We start from the raw sequence: 17,616 nt of genomic DNA on the forward strand, positions 1-17,616 counted from the left end.
CGACCGTCGTCAAGATCACTGCCTGGTGACCACGCCATCGGCCTCGCGTCTGGATAGGGTCGAAGTGGCACCTCGACGACACCCCGGGAGGGTGACTGCGATGACCGACCAGACTCCGCCGACCGGCGACCAGCCGGACCCGAACCCAACTCCACCACCGGCTGCCCAGCCGGGCCCTCCCGCGGGCTACCAGCCGCCGGCCGCGGGGCAGCCGCCTTATGTGGGCCAGGCGCCGTACGGCCAGCCGGGCTACCCGCAGCCGGCTGCGGGCCTCAGTCCGGGCGACGAGCGCACCTGGGGTGCGGCGGCGCACTGGAGCGCGCTGCTCGCCATGCTGGTCGGCCTGTCCTTCCTCGGACCGCTGATCGTGATGGTCACCCAGGGCACCAAGTCGGCGTGGGTGCGTCGCCAGGCTGTGGAGTCCCTGAACTTCCAGCTCTCGATGCTGATCTACGGCATCGTGTCGGTCGTCCTGGTCCTGGTCGTGATCGGCATCGTGCTGCTGCTCGTGGTCGCTGCGCTGGCGATCATCCTGCCGATCATCGCCTCGGTGAAGGCCAGCAACGGCGAGGACTACCGCTACCCGCTGACCATCCGGCTGGTCTCCTAGAGGCCTGCCATCTAAAGGACCCGACGTCGTCAGGGAAGGAGCGCCCGGACGACCGCGTCGGCGAGCAGCCGCCCGTCGGGGGTGAGCACCAGGCGCTCGCCGTGCCGGTCGATCAGGCCGCGCTCGGCCAGGTCGGCCACCACCGCCAGACCGGCATCGTCGAGCAGCGCCAGCGGTAGGCCGGCGCGCAGACGAGACTCCAACAGCACCTGCTCGATCCGACGAGTCTCGGGATCGAGCACCTCTCGCGCGTGAGCAGGCGACCTGCGAGCAGCCAAGCGTTCGGCGTACGCCGCTGGATGCTTGACGTTCCACCAGCGGGTGCCGCCGACGTGCGAGTGTGCCCCGGGGCCGACGCCCCACCAGTCCGCACCGGTCCAGTAGAGCTCGTTGTGCCGACAGCGCGCGGCCGACGAGGTCGCCCAGTTCGAGAGCTCGTACCACTCCAGGCCCGCAGTGGTGAGCAGCCGATCCGCGAGCAGATACTTGTCGGCGAGGTCGTCGTCATTAGGAGCCGGCACCTCACCGCGCCGCACCTTGCGGGCGAGCGCGGTGCCCTCTTCGACGATCAAGGCGTACGCCGACACGTGGTCCGGCGCGCACGCCAACGCGGCGGTCAGCGACCGCTCCCAGTCAGCCAGAGTCTCGCCGGGGGTGCCGTAGATGAGGTCGAGGCTCACCTGCTCGAAGCAGGCCGCGCGGGCTTCGGCCACGGCCAGCGGCACCCGGTCGGGATCGTGGGTGCGGTCCAGGGTCGCCAACACGTGCGGGACGGCGGACTGCATGCCGAAGGAGAGGCGGGTGAACCCCGCCTCTCGGAGAGCGGCCAGACTCCGTGCGTCGACGCTGTCGGGGTTCGCCTCAGCCGTGATCTCGGCATCGGCGGTGAGCCCGAGGTGCTGTCGGATGGCAGCCAGGACCCTGGCCAGATCCGCGGCAGGCAGGAGCGTCGGTGTGCCGCCTCCGAAGAACACCGTCGAGGCCGGTGGCGCCGAGTCCCCGAGCACCTCTCGGGCCAGCGCGACCTCGGCGATGGCCGCAGCGACGTACGACGCCGTCGATGTGCTGCCGCCGAGCTCGCCGGCGGTGTAGGTGTTGAAGTCGCAGTAGCCGCACCGCACCCGGCAGAAGGGGACGTGCACGTAGACACCGAACGGGCGCTCCCCCAGCCCGGCCATCGCCGACCCGGGGAGCGAGCCGTCCGCAGGGACCGGGTCGCCGTCAGGCAGGGCGGAGGGCACGCCCCCATCCAACCACCGGTTCGGTACGCCGGGTCGGCGGCGTCACCGAGCCGGCGCCCAGCCGCAATCAGGGGCTAATCAGTGAGTGAGCGCATCGTCGATGCCCTGCCTATTGGCAGCGGCCAGGAGCTCAGTCCAACCGTTCTCCGCGTTCGTGAGCTCGGACTGGTGATTCTGCTCGAACTCGTCGAGGAGCGGCGCGAGAAGCGCTAGTCCTTGGGCGTACTTCTGTGCGCGGCAATCAGCGTCGGCATTAATCGCCGATCCTTCGAACTGCAGATATTCTTGCCATTCCACCGTCGGTTCCTCTCCCGGCAGCGGCGGGAGGGGCTGTCGCGCAGGGCCCCGGAAAGGTCGTATCTCAGCAGGTCAGGGTGCATGTGAGGGCTCGTTCTGGGTCGCGTGAGTGATGTCTGGTCGCGGCGGCGATGTCGTCGTACCCGGTCAGGCGCAGCAGGTTGAGCGCGGTGTTGCGCAGCGTGGCCATGACGCGGGGAAGGACGCCGGTGCGGACCTGGGAGCGGTCTTCGTCGTAGGTCACGTCGCGGACCCAGTGGAGCTTGTTCTCGATGGCCCAGTGGCCTTGGACCCAGGCGGCCAGGAGAGCGGGCGCGGCATCGCGAGCGTGGGCGGAAGTGATCAGGTAGACGACCTCGACGCTCTTCTTCCCTGCCTTGGTCACGGTGCGCCGGAGTTGAGCGACTTGAGAGACGCCGGTGAACTCGGGCCAGCCTGGCAGTGTCGGTGCGTCGATGACCTTGATGGTCCGGGTCGCGCGCCGTCCGTGACCACGGTCGGTCGAGCGGGCGCCGGCCGGGACCTTGTTCCAGGGCAGCTTCTTCAACGCTGCCAGGAGCTTGGGACGGTTCGCCTTGACCGTGAAGACGTAGTCCGCGCCCGCGTCGAGGATGACCTTCGCGGTGTCGTCTTGAGTGTGCATCGCGTCAAGGGTGATCACGCATCCGCGCAGGTCAGAGGGCGTGAAGGCAGCGAGCAAGTCGCGCACGGCCGGGATCTCGTTGGACTTCGCTTCGACCTGATGTTGGCCCACCACGACACCGGTGGCATGGTCGAGCGCTGCGATCAGATGAGGCGCCGAGGTCGCTGCCGACCTCGCGCCACGCACGGTCTTGCCGTCGATCGCGATCACCCGACGACCAGTGCTGTGACGGACTCGGCACCAGGCGTAGAGCGCCAGGGCAGCATCGAGTGCGGCCGCGTCCAGGCGAGCAAAGAGCTTGCGCAACGTCGACTCCACCGGTGCCGCATCCATACCGAACCGGGCGAGTTGGCCGGTGTCGAGGTCGGCAGCGAACTCGCCGATCGCGGCGAACGACTTCGCGCCCGCGACCACCGCGCACACTGCGACGGCGAGCATCCCGGCCAGGGGGAACCTGACTCCGCGAGGGTCACGCGGGTCGGGCACACGGGCAAGAGCGGTGAGCAGATCGGCGCGTTCATCGATGTTCGCGCCGGCCATTGGGGAAGATGGCATCGACGGGTGGGGCTCTCTGGTCCGGACGGTTGTGTGAGAACTCCCATCCCAGTCCCGCCGGCCCCATCCGTCACAGCCGCCACGCCGGTCTCACCCACACGTTTCCCCAGGTCACAGCCCCGCCAGCCGACCTTTCCGGGGCCCTGGGCTGTCGCGAGCTTAGGAGGTCATACAGGGCGTTCCATCCTTCGAGGTCTCCATCATCTCGCGATGTTACATCGAAACCAGCTTGCTTCATGCACTCGTTGTATGGGTCTATGGGTCCAAGGCTCTGGTCCACATCCTCGATGAGCATGTGGAACTCGGCATTTAGTTCGCCCGTCGCCGGCTTCCCCAGCGCTTCGTCATCCACGACGACTTCCTGATTCTTCTGAAGACAGGAGCGCATCGTGTTCTGAAATTCCTCTGTTGCCTCACGGGAATCTGGAGGAGGTGGGGGCTCGTGCTCCAGGTGCGCCGCCTCGGAGTTGGCGAGGGCCATCACTGACGGACGGACGTCCAGACGTCCCATCCATCGTCCGGCGGACGGGTTCGGCGAGAATCCGCTCCATAAGGTTACGAACTTCAACTGCATGGGCTCACCGTTACTGGCCATGCAGTCGAGGTATCCCGCGTTGAGCTCCTTCTCCTCAAGGAAGTGCAGGGCCTCACGTTGCGCGGCTGTGCCTCCGATCGCCGTGTAGATACGGGTCAATTGAGACTCAACGGATACATCGATGGCTGCCTCGTTACCAGACGACCGCTGTTCCCCGCAGCCTGACATACCCAGGGCCCCGGAAAGGTCGGCTGGCGGGGCTGTGACCTGGGGAAACGTGTGGGTGAGACCGGCGTGGCGGCTGTGACGGATGGGGCCGGCGGGACTGGGATGGGAGTTCTCACACAACCGTCCGGACCAGAGAGCCCCACCCGTCGATGCCATCTTCCCCAATGGCCGGCGCGAACATCGATGAACGCGCCGATCTGCTCACCGCTCTTGCCCGTGTGCCCGACCCGCGTGACCCTCGCGGAGTCAGGTTCCCCCTGGCCGGGATGCTCGCCGTCGCAGTGTGCGCGGTGGTCGCGGGCGCGAAGTCGTTCGCCGCGATCGGCGAGTTCGCTGCCGACCTCGACACCGGCCAACTCGCCCGGTTCGGTATGGATGCGGCACCGGTGGAGTCGACGTTGTGCAAGCTCTTTGCTCGCCTGGACGCGGCCGCACTCGATGCTGCCCTGGCGCTCTACGCCTGGTGCCGAGTCCGTCACAGCACTGGTCGTCGGGTGATCGCGATCGACGGCAAGACCGTGCGTGGCGCGAGGTCGGCAGCGACCTCGGCGCCTCATCTGATCGCAGCGCTCGACCATGCCACCGGTGTCGTGGTGGGCCAACATCAGGTCGAAGCGAAGTCCAACGAGATCCCGGCCGTGCGCGACTTGCTCGCTGCCTTCACGCCCTCTGACCTGCGCGGATGCGTGATCACCCTTGACGCGATGCACACTCAAGACGACACCGCGAAGGTCATCCTCGACGCGGGCGCGGACTACGTCTTCACGGTCAAGGCGAACCGTCCCAAGCTCCTGGCAGCGTTGAAGAAGCTGCCCTGGAACAAGGTCCCGGCCGGCGCCCGCTCGACCGACCGTGGTCACGGACGGCGCGCGACCCGGACCATCAAGGTCATCGACGCACCGACACTGCCAGGCTGGCCCGAGTTCACCGGCGTCTCTCAAGTCGCTCAACTCCGGCGCACCGTGACCAAGGCAGGGAAGAAGAGCGTCGAGGTCGTCTACCTGATCACTTCCGCCCACGCTCGCGATGCCGCGCCCGCTCTCCTGGCCGCCTGGGTCCAAGGCCACTGGGCCATCGAGAACAAGCTCCACTGGGTCCGCGACGTGACCTACGACGAAGACCGCTCCCAGGTCCGCACCGGCGTCCTTCCCCGCGTCATGGCCACGCTGCGCAACACCGCGCTCAACCTGCTGCGCCTGACCGGGTACGACGACATCGCCGCCGCGACCAGACATCACTCACGCGACCCAGAACGAGCCCTCACATGCACCCTGACCTGCTGAGATACGACCTTTCCGGGGCCCTGGTTGGCTGCGGTCGCTATCGGCCCGCCGCGGAGGTCCTCGTAAAGGTCAACGAGATTCGGATTCGGGGAGGTTAGCGAGGTCGAGTTTCGCCACGTGTTGGTGCATGGCTCGGGGAGACTTAGCCCCGGAGGTCGCGTTCGCGGGCCGCGGCAGCGGGCCGGACCATCGTGCGCAACGACACCGTCAAGACGCCGATCTCATGAAGGATCCGCGCCGAGTCGGCTGAACGCCTCGTCGCCGATGATGTTAAACCTCGAGTCGAGGCTTCAATCTCAAAGCCCAACGCCTGGCATGTCGAGAGCCCCCTGTCTCTCATGCTCACGGCGCCGGAGCCCGGCGCCAGCAGCACCGCTAACTCGGCATTGGTTCCGCCCGTCCCGATTTGCTCCACAACGACATCACGGTGCAGCGAGCTAGACCTCAATGCTGCCCGAGCGGCCGGAAACCCTACACACGAACACCACCAGCAGACCCTACCGAGTAGACGGGTGTGTCAATCAGCGTCACTGCAACGCTGTGACCTGCGAGAAGGAGGGGCCGCTGCGACCAACAAGAACGTGCTCATCTTGTCGTCGCACACCAACAAGGGGTCCCCCGAAGACAGCCCCAGAACCCATCCCCACCGTCGATGTCGCTACACCGGCACGACGTCCTCACCCAGGACGTCGCTCAACAGCTCGCTACGAGCACGCAGCCTCAGCTTCTTCCATCGCCTGGCGACCACTCGCAGTGCCGAAGCGCACATCCGCACGCCCAATGGCCAAAGCGAAGGCAGCAACAGCGTCTTCTTCGTCGCTCCCAGCGGCGTCCTCGGCAGCCGGCTCTGTCCAACTCCAGGCACGGGAGACCTCGCTCTTCGCCTTCTTCGAGTCACCATCGTCAAGGGCATCGATTGCAGCATGCAGGTGATCGCAGGCGGTCTGAAACCCTGGCGCATGCCGACCGCAGGCGGTTAGAAGCAACACCAGGCTGACGGAAATCACGAGCCACGCAAGGCCTTCGGCCCGTCGTTGGCCGAATGACGCGACGCTGAGCATGGCCCGCCCCCTCACCAGTGCGCTGTCAGTGTGGGCGACCCGAAGTGATCCTGACAAGGGGTATTACAAGATCTTCACAGACCATACCCAGACCTTCCACCAAGCGATTCTGCCGTTAGCCGCGGAAGGGTCCGAGTCCATGCCCTGTCACACCACTGAGGGCACACGCGTCACCCGCCTGGTTGGCCGTCCACCGTCCCAGCCCACCTTGCGATCGGCACGCTCCGCGTGACGATCGGCCCACGGCAACGCTGGTTTGGGGACGCGGCTGAGGTGCTACTTCATCCGTTCAGCAAGCTGAGCGAAGGAGTTCTGAACATGGCTGCGCTGTTCTGCTTCTGGGTGAGCTCGTAGCCGCCGAAGCGGTACATTTCGTGCCCGGCCAGCCTGCCGGATGTGCGGGGTCGTTGCCGAGAGCCACGGCCGTCGTGAGGTGCGGCTGGCGACACCCCGGTGCTTCGGTCGCCCGGTGGAGTTGGTGTGGCGCAAGCGCACCTGGCGCTGCGACGAACCAGCCTGTCCGGCCGGGGCGTTCACCGAGCGGGACGAGAACCTGGCCACATCGCGTGCACTGCTGACCACCCGGGGCGTGCTGGTGGGCGATCGAGCAGCTACGTCGCGAACATGCCTCCGTGCAAGGGCTGGCGCGGCAACTGGGTGCCGCGTGGCGCACGGTATGGAACTCGGTCAGCCGATCCTGGAGCCCTCGCTGCTGATGAGTCCCGGTTCGACGGCGTCCACACCCTCGGGGTCGATGAGCACATCTGGCATCACGTGTCCACGAAACCGATCGAGTACGGCGGCCGGGGGCCGAAGGAGCTGACCGGGATGGTCGACCTGGCCCGTCACCGCGACGCCAAGGGCAAGACTCGGGTCCGAGCACGTCTGCTCGACCTGGTGCCCGGCCGGTCCGGTGCCGCCTACGCCGAGTGGCTCAGGGCCCGCAGCGAGGAGTTCCGTACCGGCATCGGCGTGGCCACGTTGGATCCGTTCCACGGCTACAAGAACGCCATCGATGACCAGCTCGAGGACGCCGCGCGGTGCTCGATGCCCTCCACGTCACCAAACTGGGTACCGACGCGGTTGACCAGGTCCGCCGTCGCGTGCAGCAGACCATCCACAGCCACGCGGCCGCAAGGGCGACCTCCTGTACGGGATCCGGCTGATCCTGCGGTGCGGAGCCGAGCGACTCACCGACACGCAGAAGGCCCGCCTCGACAAGGCGATCACCGCCGACGAACGCCACGACGAGGTCTACATCGCCTGGCAGTGCGCCCAACAACTCCGCGCCGCCTGCAAAGGGCCGAGTCCCTGGCCGAAGGGCGACAGATCGCCGAGAAGGTCCTCGCCTCGTTCCCGACCTGCCCGATCCTCGAGATCCGCCGGCCCGGCCGGAGACTGCGACAGTGGCAGACCGCGTTCCTCGCCTACTTCACCACCAACCGCGCCTCGAACTGCGGCACGGAAGCGATCAACGGCCTCATCGAGTTCCACCGCCGTACCGCCCGCGGCTTCCGCAACCGTGACAACTACCCACTACGGATGCTCCTCATCGGAGGCGGACTCGACCAGGTCATCCTCACCTGAAGTACGAAGAGCCTGCAATCGCTAGGCGTAGAACGCGTCGAGGGTCTCCTTGTAATTGTCCTCGACCACGTTGCGCTTCACCTTGAGCGACGGGGTGAGCTCGCCGGACTCGACGCTGAGGTCGTGGTCGAGCAGCTCCCACTTCTTGACGGTCTCCCAGCGGTTGAGCTGCCGGTTGAGCTCCTCGACATAGCCACCGACCATCTCGCGGCACTTCTCGGAGTTGATGATCGCGGTGTAGTCGCCCGAGACGTCGTTCTCCTTCGCCCACGCGGCGATCGCATCCTCGTCGAGGGTGACCAGCGCGACGCAGAAGTTCCGCTCGTTGCCGAACACCATGAACTGGCTGGCGTAGGGGCAGACCGCCTTGAACTTCGCCTCGATCAGGGGCGGGGCGATGTACTTGCCGCCGGAGGTCTTGAACAGCTCCTTGATGCGGCCGGTGATGCGGAGGTAGCCGTCCTCGTCGAGGTGGCCCTTGTCGCCGGTGCGCAGCCACCCGTCGGCCAGTGCCTTGGTGGTCTCGTCGGGCAGGTTGTGGTAGCCCTCCATCACGCCGGGGCCCTTGATCATGACCTCGTCGCCCTCGCCCAGCTTGACCTCGCTGCCCGGGAAGACCGGACCGACGCTGCCGAACTTGTAGAGCGACGGGAGGTTCACGAACGATCCGGCGGCAGACTCGGTGAGACCGTAGCCCTCCAAGATCACGATGCCGGCGGCATGGAACCACTCCGCGATGTCCTGGTTGAGGGCGGCTGCGCCGGAGATGAAGAAGCGCACCCGACCGCCGAAGCGTTCGCGCACTTTGGCGAAGACCAGCTTGTCGAAGAGACCGTGCTGCAGCTTCAGCGGCAGCGGGATCGACTTGCCCTCGCGGTTCAGCTGGTCGACCTTCGTGCCGACGGCGAAGGCCTGGTTGAAGATCTTCTCCTTCACGCCGCCCTCGGACTGCTGCATGGTGACGATGCGGGCGTGCGCCTTCTCGAAGATCCGTGGTGCAGCGCCCATGAAGGTCGGCTTGACGACAGCCAGGTTGTCCACGATCTTGTCGACCCGGCCGTCGACCGCGGTCGGGAAGCCGCAGGCCAACTGGGTCGACAGCAGCACCTTGCCGAACGAGTGCGCCATCGGCAGCCACAAGAACTGCAGGTCCGTCTCGTCGAGGAAGCCCTGGGCTTCGATGGCGGCACCCTCGTAGACCCACGACCGGTGCTGGAGACGGACGCCCTTGGGGCGGCCGGTGGTCCCGGAGGTGTAGATCAAGGTGGCGAGCTGCTCGGGCTTGATCCCCGCAGCCACGTCCTCGATGGCGCTCGGGTGCTCGGCGAGATAGTCGTCACCCAGCTTGGCGAGGTCGGCCAGTCCGATCACCCAGTCGCCGTCGGCGGTGCCGTCGAAGGTGACGATCTTCTCCAGCTTGGGCAGCTCGGACCGGCGGGCCACCAGCTTGGCGATCTGGGTGTCGTCCTCGGCGAAGGCGACCTTCGAGTCCGAGTCACCGAGGATGTAGGCGGTGTCCTCTTCGTTGGTGGAGGGGTAGACCGTCGTCGTCGCGGCGCCGGCACACATCACCGCGAGGTCGGCGAGGATCCACTCGTAGCGGGTGCCGGCGGCGATGCCGACCCGCTCCTCGGGCTCGACGCCCAGCGCCATCAGGCCCGCGGCCAGGCGATGCACCTCGCGGCCGGTGTCCTGCCAGGACACCGACTTCCAGGTCTCGCCGACCGGGTAGCGGTATGCCTCCGCGTGCGGGGTGCGCTCGACGCGCTCGAGGAACTGGACGGCCACGTTGGCCGGCATGGTGTCGACAAAGCTGGGATCTGGCTTGGTGCGCATGGTCTCGTCGTGCTCCTCGGACGTCGGCGGGGCCCTGGCCGCGGCCCGAAGGCCACGGTGAATCGGAAGGATACCGAGTAACGTAGATCACGTTCCTACCGATGGGTAGCCGTACCCTCGGTCGGAAGGCGGATCGCAGCGAGGTCGGACCGGTCAGGAGGCCGTGCCGGCGACGTACTCCTCCGCCCGCCGCCGAGCCTGCGCGGGCAGCCGGCCGACTCGCAGCAGCAACGGCAGCAGGGCGTGGTCGGTGGTGAGGGCGCGGAACATGGTCGACACGGTGACGCCGTGGCCGGGTCGGTGCACCACCTCCAACTCGTCACCTGTCTGGAGCAGACCCTCCTCGACCACTCGCAGGTAGGGGCCGGGACGCCCTTCGGCGGTGAACCGCTTGACCCAGCCGCGATTGTCGTAGCCCGTCGCGCCGAGCCAGCCCTTGAAGTCGTTGCACGGGATTCGCACCGAGGCGACCTCGAAGATCGTCGAGCCGACCCGCCACCGCTCGCCGACCTCCGCCTCGTTGACGTCGATCCCGAGAGTGGTGAGGTTCTCCCCGAAGTGCCCGTTGACCAGCGGCTGACCGAGCAGCTCCTCCCACCGGTCGAGGTCCTCTCGCGCGAACGCGTAGACCGCCTGGTCGATCCCGCCGTGGTGCTTCGTGTCGGCCACCTGATCGCCGGTCAGGCCCAGCGTGCTGACCAGCACCGGCTCCAGCACCGGGGTCTTGTGGATGGCTGTCCGCCTGATCCCGGCCCACTCGTGCGGCTCGGGACGGCCGACGTTCACGGAGATCACGCTCGGGGTCACCGGGCCATTCTCCATCGCAGCGCCGGGCCGAGCCACCGAGTTCTCACTCGTGACTGCTAGTCCTGGACCGCTTTGGCGATCGCGATGCATCGGGTGATCCACTCGCGATCGTCGGCGTCGAGAGGTCGGCCGAGGCGCTGGGCGTCCTCGATGCTCCAGTGGGCGTTGAGGATCATGCGTACGACGACCCAGTCGCGGGCCCGCTCCTCGTCGAGACCGGCCACGTCGACCAAGGTGTGGAACCGCCTGCGGACACCGCTGCGGACGTCGTCGTGCACCTGCGTCCAGTCGTTCCACAGCACCGGCGCGATCTCGTAGTGGGGGTCGCCGCTCATCGGCTTCGGGTCGATCGCCAGCCATGGCGCCCGATCAGCTGTCAACACGTTCTCCTGGTGGAGGTCGCCGTGAATCATCGTGCCGACACTGGCGGGATCCGAGACCAGGCCGTCGGCCAGCGACAGAGTCTGTTCGACCAGCCGGCGAGGGATCGGCGCGCCGCGAGGCATGTCGGAGAGCGCGGCGGCCCAGCGCGCGACGTACGTCGTCACCAGCCGCAGCTGTGGCGAGGCGGGGACGTGCAGGTCGGCATAGAGACCGGCGATCACCTCGCACGCCTCGACATCCCAGCGCCCGACCAGGTTCTCGGTGTGCAGCCGCTCCAGGAGCAGCGCCCGGCGCCGCGGATCCGCGCGCAGCAGGCGGACGGCTCCGACGCCGCCCCAGCGCTGCAGCGCAAGGTGCTCGTGCTCGGACTCGTCGTCACCGTCGAAGGTGATCTTGAGCACCGCCGCCTCGTCGGTCTCGGTCCGGACCGGCAACGCCACCGAGCAGGCGCCGTGCATCGCCGCACCGTCAACGGTCAGCGCCCACTCCTCGACCAGCTCGGCCGTCAGGCGTGGCAGGCGATCGAGCCACGCGGCCCAGCCCGGGCCGCCGTCACGCTGCTCGTCCAGCCCCGGTGGAATCTCGATGCGCAACGGCCTACTCCGCGCTGGACTGGTCGGCGAGGTAACTGCCCGGTGTAATGCCCGTGACCGCACGGAAGTCGTGGGTGAAGTGCGCCTGGTCGGCGTACCCGAGCTCGACGGCAAGGTCGGCCAGGGTCGGCCCGCCACCCTTCTTGAGCTGCTCGACCGCGTCGTGCAGCCGCCGTCGCTGGATCAACCACTTCGGGGTCAGTCCGACGCGGCTCTCCACCAGGCGCTGCAGGGCCCGCTCGGAGAGCCCGAAGGCGGCAGCAACGTCGGCGACCCGGGTGACGGCGGGGTGGTGGTGCAGCCAGTCGATCACCTCGTTGATGAGCTGCCCCTGCTCGTCGACCGGGAGCAGTGACCGCAGCCTGGCCTCGTAGGCCGCGATGGCTCGGCGGTGGCCACCTTCCCCGTGCGGGTCGGGGGTCATCGCCGCCCGCAGCTCGGCCGTCAGTGCCGCCCCGTCGAGCGAGTCGAGCTCGGTCAGGTCGAGATAGGAGTCGGCGACCACGGTGACCGATCGGCCGAGCAGCAGCCGTCCCGCCGCCGGTCGGAACATCACGCCGACGGCCCAACCCTCCCCCTCCAAGGTGACCGTCGAGAGTCCGCGCACGACGCCGTAGAAGCGGGCATAGGTGTTGCTCACCACGATCAGACAGACCGGGTGTTGCAGGGTGCTCTGGCTGGACGGCTCCGTCAATGACCACACCGGCAGCCAGTAGCGCTCGACCAGGTCGGCCAGCTCCGGGGCGGGGGCATAGCGATAGATGGGCGGCGACGGACGGGTGGCCCCGGTCAGATGCGCCCGGTCGATCGGGTCGACACGACGCAACTCCTCCATGTGTCGGATTATCACAATCGTCCGGGCAGACCGGGCTTCTAGCCTCTACTTCATGAACAGCAACATCATCGTCTTCCGCGACCGAGCCGACCGATTCAGCCAGATCCTGCGCGGTGTCGGCGACAGGTGGGATGCGCCGAGCCCGTGCGTCGGCTGGAGCGTCCGCGACGTCGCGGACCATGTCCTCACCACCCAGCGCGACTTCCTGGCCCAGCACGATCTCGATCTCGGTCCGGTGCCCGCCACCGACGACCTGGTGCAGCGGTGGGAACAGCACCGGGCCGCCGCGGTCGCCGTACTCGAGGGCGACGGAGTCGCCGAGCGTGAGTACGACGGCTACTTCGGCCGCACCACCCTGGGCGACACGATCGCCGACTTCTACGGCTGGGACCTGGTCATCCATGGGTGGGACATCGCCCGGGCGACCGGCCAGGAGTGGGAGCTCAGCGACGCTGAGGCCGCGTCGATGGGCCGCACTGCGGACGGCTGGGGTCCGGCGCTCTACTCCGAAGGTGTCTGCGGGCCCGCGGTCGCGGTGCCCGAGGACGCCTCTGCCGCCGACCGGCTGCTCGGGCGGCTCGGCCGTGATCCGCAATGGACGCCGGCCTGATCCGGCTCGCTACTTCTTCGTCTTCTCGGCAGGCGAGCCGGTGGAGAGGGCGGCGATGAAGGCCTCCTGGGGGACCTCGACGCGGCCGACCATCTTCATCCGCTTCTTGCCCTCCTTCTGCTTCTCCAGCAGCTTGCGCTTGCGGGTGATGTCGCCGCCGTAGCACTTGGCGAGCACGTCCTTGCGGATCGCCCGGATCGTCTCGCGGGCGATCACACGCGAGCCGATCGCGGCCTGGATGGGCACCTCGAACTGCTGCCGGGGAATCAGCTCCTTGAGCTTGCCCGCGAGCATCACTCCGTAGGAGTACGCCGCGTCCCGGTGCACGATCGCGGAGAAGGCGTCCACCGGGTCGCCGTGCAGCAAGATGTCGACCTTGACCAGGTCGGCGACCTGCTCGCCCGAGGTCTCGTAGTCGAGCGAGGCGTAGCCCTTGGTGCGCGACTTCAGTTGGTCGAAGAAGTCGAAGACGATCTCGGCCAGGGGCAGTGTGTAGCGCATCTCGACACGGTCCTCGGAGAGGTAGTCCATGCCGAGCAGCGAGCCGCGCTTGCCTTGGCAGAGCTCCATGATGGTGCCGATGTAGTCGGACGGGGTCAGGATCGTCGCCCGGACGACGGGCTCACGGACCTCGGCCACCTTGCCGGCGGGGAACTCCGAGGGGTTGGTGACCTCGTGGACGGTGCCGTCCTCCATCGTGACGGAGTAGACGACGTTCGGCGCGGTCGAGATCAGGTCGAGGCCGGACTCCCGCTCCAGCCGCTCACGCACGATCTCCATGTGCAGCAGGCCGAGGAAGCCACAGCGGAATCCGAAGCCGAGGGCGCCGGAGGTCTCCGGCTCGTAGGTCAGCGCCGCGTCGTTGAGCTGGAGTTTGTCGAGCGCCTCGCGCAGGTCGGGGTAGTCGTCGCCGTCGATCGGGTAGAGGCCCGCGAACACCATCGGGTTCGGGTGCTGGTAGCCGCCCAGCGCCTCGGTGGCACCGTCGTGCTGAGCGGTGACGGTGTCGCCGACGCGAGACTGGCGGACGTCCTTGACGCCGGTGATCAGGTAGCCGACCTCGCCGACACCGATCCGGCCGGCCTTCACCGGCTCCGGGCTGATCACGCCGACCTCGAGCATCTCGTGGACCGCCCCGGTCGACATCATCTTGATCCGGTCGCGGTGGCTCAGATGGCCGTCGACGACACGGACGTAGGTGACCACGCCCCGATAGGTGTCGTAGACCGAGTCGAAGATCAGTGCCCGCGGTGGCGCGGAGGCGTCGCCCACCGGTGCCGGGGTCTGCTTGACGATCTCGTTGAGCACGGCGGGCACACCGACTCCGGTCTTGGCTGAGACCTGGAGCACCTCGCCGGGGTCGCAGCCGATGATGCCGGCGAGCTCGGCGGCGTACTTCTCCGGGTTAGCCGACGGCAGGTCGATCTTGTTCAGCACCGGGATGATGTGCAGGTCCGCGGCCAACGCCAGATAGAGGTTGGCCAGGGTCTGGGCCTCGATGCCTTGGGCAGCGTCGACCAGGAGGACCGCCGCTTCGCAGGCCTCCAAGGAGCGGGACACCTCGTAGGTGAAGTCCACGTGGCCAGGCGTGTCGATCATGTTGAGGATGTAGGTGCCCGGGTCGGCACCCTGCTCGTTGTCGGGCGGCACCGTCCACGGCATCCGCACGGCCTGGCTCTTGATGGTGATGCCGCGCTCGCGCTCGATCTCCATCCGGTCGAGGTACTGCGCGCGGGCCGACCGCTCGTCGACCACCCCGGTCAACTGCAGCATCCGGTCGGCCAGCGTCGACTTGCCGTGGTCGATGTGCGCGATGATGCAGAAGTTGCGGATGATCGCGGGATCGGTGTGGCCGGGCTGGGGCGCGGTCATGGCGGTGACAGATGGCTTTCGAGAGGCTGCGGGCCGGCGCGAGCTCGGCGCTGGCGGGATGACCTCATTGTTCCATGCCGACCGCGGGTGCTGTCGAAACGTGAGCGGTCCGCAGCCTCGTCCACCATGAGGTCTGCGCTGCGGAATCGACTGGCCGCGGCGCGAGCCGTCGGGGAGGATCGAGCCATGCCGTCGCCCACCTCCGCAGTCGAGCCGGTTCCTGCCGGTCGCACCGCCCGCAGACTCGAGTGGCAGCACCTGCCTCCCCTGCTGCGTCGGCAGATCGAGGACCGCTGCGGCTCCCCTGTCGTCGAGGCGATCTCACAGGGCGGTGGGTTCACCCCCGGCTTCGCGTCGGTGCTGGTCTGCGCCGACGACTCCCGCCACTTCGTCAAGGCGGCCTCGACCAAGGCGCAACGGCCGTTCGCGGAGTCCTATCGCGAGGAGGCCCGAACGCTCGCGGCGCTCCCACCGGAGGCACCGGCGGCTCGGCTGCGCTGGCTGATCGAGGACGAGTGGGTGGTGCTCGGTCTGGAGTACGTCGACGGTCGCATGCCCAAGCGCCCGTGGCGCAGCACCGACCTCGACCTCGTGCTGGACACCGTGGAGGAGATGACCCTGCTGCTGACGCCTCCACCGAGCGGCCTCGCCGTGGCCAGCATCGAGGAGGAGCTCAGCGGCTTCGTCGACGCCTGGGAGCACGTGCGCACCACCCGGCCAGATCTGCCCCATCTCGAGGAGGCCGCTGAGCTGGCCGCCGGCTTCGCCGAGGCGGCCGCGGGGACGAGCCTGGTGCACACCGATCTGCGCGACGACAACATCCTGCTCGGCAAGGACGGCCGGGTCTGGATCTGCGACTGGAACTGGCCGGTCGTCGGCGCACCCTGGGTGGACATCGTCTTCCTGCTCGTCCAGGCGCGCGGCGACGGCCTCGATGTGGACGCGATCCTGGCCGAGCGTCCGTCGACCCGCGAGGTCCCAGCGGAGCACGTGGACCGGGTGCTCGCCCTGCTGGCGGGCTACTTCTTCCGCCAGGCTGCCGAGCCGCCGCCCCCGGCATCGCCGTACCTGCGCCAACACCAGGCTTGGTGCGCGCAGGCCGTCTGGGGCTGGCTCGGCGAACGGCGCGGCTGGACGGCGGCGGATTTGGCCGGCTGAGACGGCCGCTGGTAGCGTTGCCCTTTGCGTGTCCGGCGTCAGCCTGCCCGTTTCGGGTGGCGACTCCGTGGCCCATCCAGACATCTGAGCAGGCAGTGCACCCCGACCAGAAGGCATCGTAGTGGCGAACATCAAGTCCCAGATCAAGCGCAACAAGCAGAACGAGAAGCGTCACGAACGCAACAAGGCTGTGAAGTCCAGCGTGAAGACCGCTGTGCGCAAGTTCCGCGAGGCCGCGGCGGCCGGCGACAAGGACGCCGCCGTCGAGCTCGGCCGCGACGCCTGCAAGCGCCTCGACAAGGCCGCCTCGAAGGGCGTCATCCACAAGAACCAGGCCGCCAACCGCAAGTCCGCGATCGCGAAGGCCACCAACGCCCTCTGATCGCTTCCGCACTGCCTTCTCGGCTGACCCGGCGTTGACCAACGCCGGGTCAGCTGCATTTCCCGGGGCCGATCTACCCTCGGCTAGCGGGGCTCGCGGAGGCCGGCGATGGTGAGCACGAGCCGTTCCAGGGTGTAGGCCGGGTCGGTGGCGGCGCCCTTGATGTCGGCGTCGGCGCGAGCGATGACCATGATGGCGTGGGCGATGCCGCCGTCGGACCAGGCCCGGGACTGGTCGCGGATGGTGCGCAGCTTCCAAGGCGGGACGCCCACCTCACGCGCCAGGTCGGCCTCACGCAGACCGCGGGCCGCCGCCTTGTAACGCGCCACTCCGCGAGCGCTGCCCGCGAAGGCGGAGGTCACCAGCACCGGCGGCGTGCCTCCGTCGAGTGCCCAGCGCAGCTCCTCCAACGCGATCTCGCAGCGCCCCCAGAAGGCGGCGTCGGCGACAGCGAAGGACTTGGCCTCGGCACGACCGCCGAAGTACTTCTTCACCTTCTCGGCGGTAAGGGTCTCTCCCGGGAAGTCGTTGGTCAGCTGATGCGCGGCCCCGGCCAGTGCCCGTAGATCGTGGCCGACCGCCTGCACCAAGGTCTCGGCGGCACCCTCGTCGATCGACGAGCCCAGCGAGCGGACCTCGTTCGCGACGAACGAGGCGAACTCCGAGGGCCTGACCTCTGCCGACTTGTGCTCGTCGACGGTGGGCAGCTTGCGCAGCTTGTTCAGCACGCCCGAGCCCTTCTGCCCGCCGCCATGGACCAGCACCAGCGCGACGTCCTCGGCGGGCGCCTCGGCGTAGGCCACCAGGCCGGCCACCGAGTCGTCGGGCAGATTCTCCAGCTGACGCACCACCACACAGCGAGTGCTGGTGAACAGCGACGGCGCGGACAACTCGCCGAGCGTGCCTGCGGTGAGGTCGCCGGCGGCCGCCTCCGACAGCTCGGCCTCCGGATCATGGGAGCGCACGGCGGAGCGGACCGCCGCGACGGTGCGCTCACCGAGGAACTCCTCCTTGCCGGTGACCAAGGTGACCCGACCGAGGACGTCGGCGGCGCGGGGTGTGCTCATGGTGGCGCCCAGCCTGCCACAGACCACCGACG

18 protein-coding genes are annotated in these 17,616 nt (G+C 68.1%); 7 read left to right on the top strand and 11 right to left on the bottom strand.

What is annotated here, in order from left to right; all coding sequences use genetic code 11:
• Positions 1-100 precede the first annotated feature (100 nt).
• Positions 101-610, top strand: a complete 510-nt coding sequence (locus tag QM714_RS06660) for a DUF4870 domain-containing protein (RefSeq protein ID WP_415098790.1) — start codon at positions 101-103, stop codon at positions 608-610.
• Between the two features lie 29 nt (positions 611-639).
• Here QM714_RS06660 and hemW read toward each other — a convergent pair whose 3' ends face one another.
• The 4 genes from hemW to QM714_RS06680 form a co-directional block, all read right to left on the bottom strand.
• Positions 640-1,851, bottom strand: coding sequence for a radical SAM family heme chaperone HemW (gene hemW / locus QM714_RS06665; protein WP_415098792.1), 1,212 nt, complete (start codon positions 1,849-1,851; stop codon positions 640-642).
• A 78-nt stretch (positions 1,852-1,929) separates the two neighbouring features.
• Positions 1,930-2,148 carry a hypothetical protein gene (locus tag QM714_RS06670; protein WP_415098794.1) on the bottom strand — a complete coding sequence of 73 codons (219 nt, stop codon included), beginning with the start codon at positions 2,146-2,148 and terminating at the stop codon, positions 1,930-1,932.
• Between the two features lie 64 nt (positions 2,149-2,212).
• Positions 2,213-3,331, bottom strand: a complete 1,119-nt coding sequence (locus tag QM714_RS06675) for an ISAs1 family transposase (RefSeq protein WP_415098348.1) — start codon at positions 3,329-3,331, stop codon at positions 2,213-2,215.
• A gap of 85 nt (positions 3,332-3,416) precedes the next feature.
• Positions 3,417-4,040: a hypothetical protein gene (locus QM714_RS06680; RefSeq protein ID WP_415098796.1), complete on the bottom strand. Its 624-nt coding sequence runs from the start codon at positions 4,038-4,040 to the stop codon at positions 3,417-3,419.
• 233 nt (positions 4,041-4,273) lie between these two features.
• On the opposite strand from QM714_RS06680, the gene QM714_RS06685 reads away from it, so the two are divergent.
• Positions 4,274-5,392 carry an ISAs1 family transposase gene (locus QM714_RS06685; RefSeq protein ID WP_415098798.1) on the top strand — a complete coding sequence of 373 codons (1,119 nt, stop codon included), beginning with the start codon at positions 4,274-4,276 and terminating at the stop codon, positions 5,390-5,392.
• Positions 5,393-6,096: 704 nt separating this feature from the next.
• On the opposite strand, the gene QM714_RS06690 is transcribed toward QM714_RS06685, so the two are convergent.
• Positions 6,097-6,453, bottom strand: coding sequence for a hypothetical protein (locus QM714_RS06690; RefSeq protein ID WP_415098800.1), 357 nt, complete (start codon positions 6,451-6,453; stop codon positions 6,097-6,099).
• Between the two features lie 1,040 nt (positions 6,454-7,493).
• On the opposite strand from QM714_RS06690, the gene QM714_RS06695 reads away from it, so the two are divergent.
• On the top strand, positions 7,494-7,619 hold the full coding sequence (locus QM714_RS06695; RefSeq protein ID WP_415098802.1) for a transposase: 126 nt from the start codon (positions 7,494-7,496) through the stop codon (positions 7,617-7,619).
• Between the two features lie 103 nt (positions 7,620-7,722).
• Positions 7,723-8,040, top strand: a complete 318-nt coding sequence (locus QM714_RS06700) for a transposase (RefSeq protein ID WP_415098804.1) — start codon at positions 7,723-7,725, stop codon at positions 8,038-8,040.
• A 21-nt stretch (positions 8,041-8,061) separates the two neighbouring features.
• Here QM714_RS06700 and QM714_RS06705 read toward each other — a convergent pair whose 3' ends face one another.
• The 4 genes from QM714_RS06705 to QM714_RS06720 form a co-directional block, all read right to left on the bottom strand.
• Positions 8,062-9,876 carry an AMP-dependent synthetase/ligase gene (locus tag QM714_RS06705; protein ID WP_415098805.1) on the bottom strand — a complete coding sequence of 605 codons (1,815 nt, stop codon included), beginning with the start codon at positions 9,874-9,876 and terminating at the stop codon, positions 8,062-8,064.
• Between the two features lie 153 nt (positions 9,877-10,029).
• Complete coding sequence (locus QM714_RS06710; RefSeq protein ID WP_415098806.1) at positions 10,030-10,683, bottom strand: MOSC domain-containing protein; 654 nt, start codon at positions 10,681-10,683, stop codon at positions 10,030-10,032.
• 56 nt (positions 10,684-10,739) lie between these two features.
• Entirely contained in the window at positions 10,740-11,660 is a 921-nt protein-coding gene (locus QM714_RS06715; protein ID WP_415098808.1) for an aminoglycoside phosphotransferase family protein, read from the bottom strand.
• A gap of 4 nt (positions 11,661-11,664) precedes the next feature.
• Positions 11,665-12,495 (bottom strand): AraC family transcriptional regulator, encoded by an 831-nt coding sequence (locus tag QM714_RS06720; RefSeq protein ID WP_415098810.1) that lies wholly within the window; start codon positions 12,493-12,495, stop codon positions 11,665-11,667.
• Positions 12,496-12,547: 52 nt separating this feature from the next.
• On the opposite strand from QM714_RS06720, the gene QM714_RS06725 reads away from it, so the two are divergent.
• The gene (locus QM714_RS06725; RefSeq protein WP_415098812.1) at positions 12,548-13,105 is read left to right on the top strand and encodes a TIGR03086 family metal-binding protein; all 558 of its coding nucleotides are present in this window, start codon (positions 12,548-12,550) and stop codon (positions 13,103-13,105) included.
• A gap of 9 nt (positions 13,106-13,114) precedes the next feature.
• On the opposite strand, the gene lepA is transcribed toward QM714_RS06725, so the two are convergent.
• Entirely contained in the window at positions 13,115-14,977 is a 1,863-nt protein-coding gene (lepA, locus tag QM714_RS06730; protein WP_415098814.1) for a translation elongation factor 4, read from the bottom strand.
• Positions 14,978-15,163: 186 nt separating this feature from the next.
• Here lepA and QM714_RS06735 point away from each other — a divergent pair, with 186 nt between their 5' ends.
• A complete protein-coding gene (locus QM714_RS06735) occupies positions 15,164-16,135 on the top strand; it encodes a phosphotransferase (protein WP_415098816.1) in 972 nt (323 codons plus the stop codon).
• Between the two features lie 121 nt (positions 16,136-16,256).
• Positions 16,257-16,517 carry a 30S ribosomal protein S20 gene (gene rpsT / locus QM714_RS06740; protein WP_415098818.1) on the top strand — a complete coding sequence of 87 codons (261 nt, stop codon included), beginning with the start codon at positions 16,257-16,259 and terminating at the stop codon, positions 16,515-16,517.
• A gap of 83 nt (positions 16,518-16,600) precedes the next feature.
• On the opposite strand, the gene holA is transcribed toward rpsT, so the two are convergent.
• Positions 16,601-17,584, bottom strand: coding sequence for a DNA polymerase III subunit delta (gene holA, locus QM714_RS06745; RefSeq protein ID WP_415098820.1), 984 nt, complete (start codon positions 17,582-17,584; stop codon positions 16,601-16,603).
• Between the last annotated feature and the right edge of the window lie 32 nt (positions 17,585-17,616).

It is taken from the genome of Nocardioides sp. (genome assembly GCF_047602075.1).
Classification (GTDB): domain Bacteria; phylum Actinomycetota; class Actinomycetes; order Propionibacteriales; family Nocardioidaceae; genus Nocardioides.

What these genes read in the sequence shown, in the direction of transcription:
- holA (WP_415098820.1), bottom strand. Translation starts at nt 17,584, where the DNA reads ATGAGCACACCCCGCGCCGCCGACGTCCTCGGTCGGGTCACCTTGGTC.
- QM714_RS06675 (WP_415098348.1), bottom strand. Translation starts at nt 3,331, where the DNA reads ATGGCCGGCGCGAACATCGATGAACGCGCCGATCTGCTCACCGCTCTT.
- QM714_RS06720 (WP_415098810.1), bottom strand. Translation starts at nt 12,495, where the DNA reads ATGGAGGAGTTGCGTCGTGTCGACCCGATCGACCGGGCGCATCTGACC.
- QM714_RS06705 (WP_415098805.1), bottom strand. Translation starts at nt 9,876, where the DNA reads ATGCGCACCAAGCCAGATCCCAGCTTTGTCGACACCATGCCGGCCAAC.
- QM714_RS06735 (WP_415098816.1), top strand. Translation starts at nt 15,164, where the DNA reads ATGCCGTCGCCCACCTCCGCAGTCGAGCCGGTTCCTGCCGGTCGCACC.
- QM714_RS06725 (WP_415098812.1), top strand. Translation starts at nt 12,548, where the DNA reads ATGAACAGCAACATCATCGTCTTCCGCGACCGAGCCGACCGATTCAGC.
- lepA (WP_415098814.1), bottom strand. Translation starts at nt 14,977, where the DNA reads ATGACCGCGCCCCAGCCCGGCCACACCGATCCCGCGATCATCCGCAAC.
- QM714_RS06660 (WP_415098790.1), top strand. Translation starts at nt 101, where the DNA reads ATGACCGACCAGACTCCGCCGACCGGCGACCAGCCGGACCCGAACCCA.
- QM714_RS06690 (WP_415098800.1), bottom strand. Translation starts at nt 6,453, where the DNA reads ATGCTCAGCGTCGCGTCATTCGGCCAACGACGGGCCGAAGGCCTTGCG.
- QM714_RS06685 (WP_415098798.1), top strand. Translation starts at nt 4,274, where the DNA reads ATGGCCGGCGCGAACATCGATGAACGCGCCGATCTGCTCACCGCTCTT.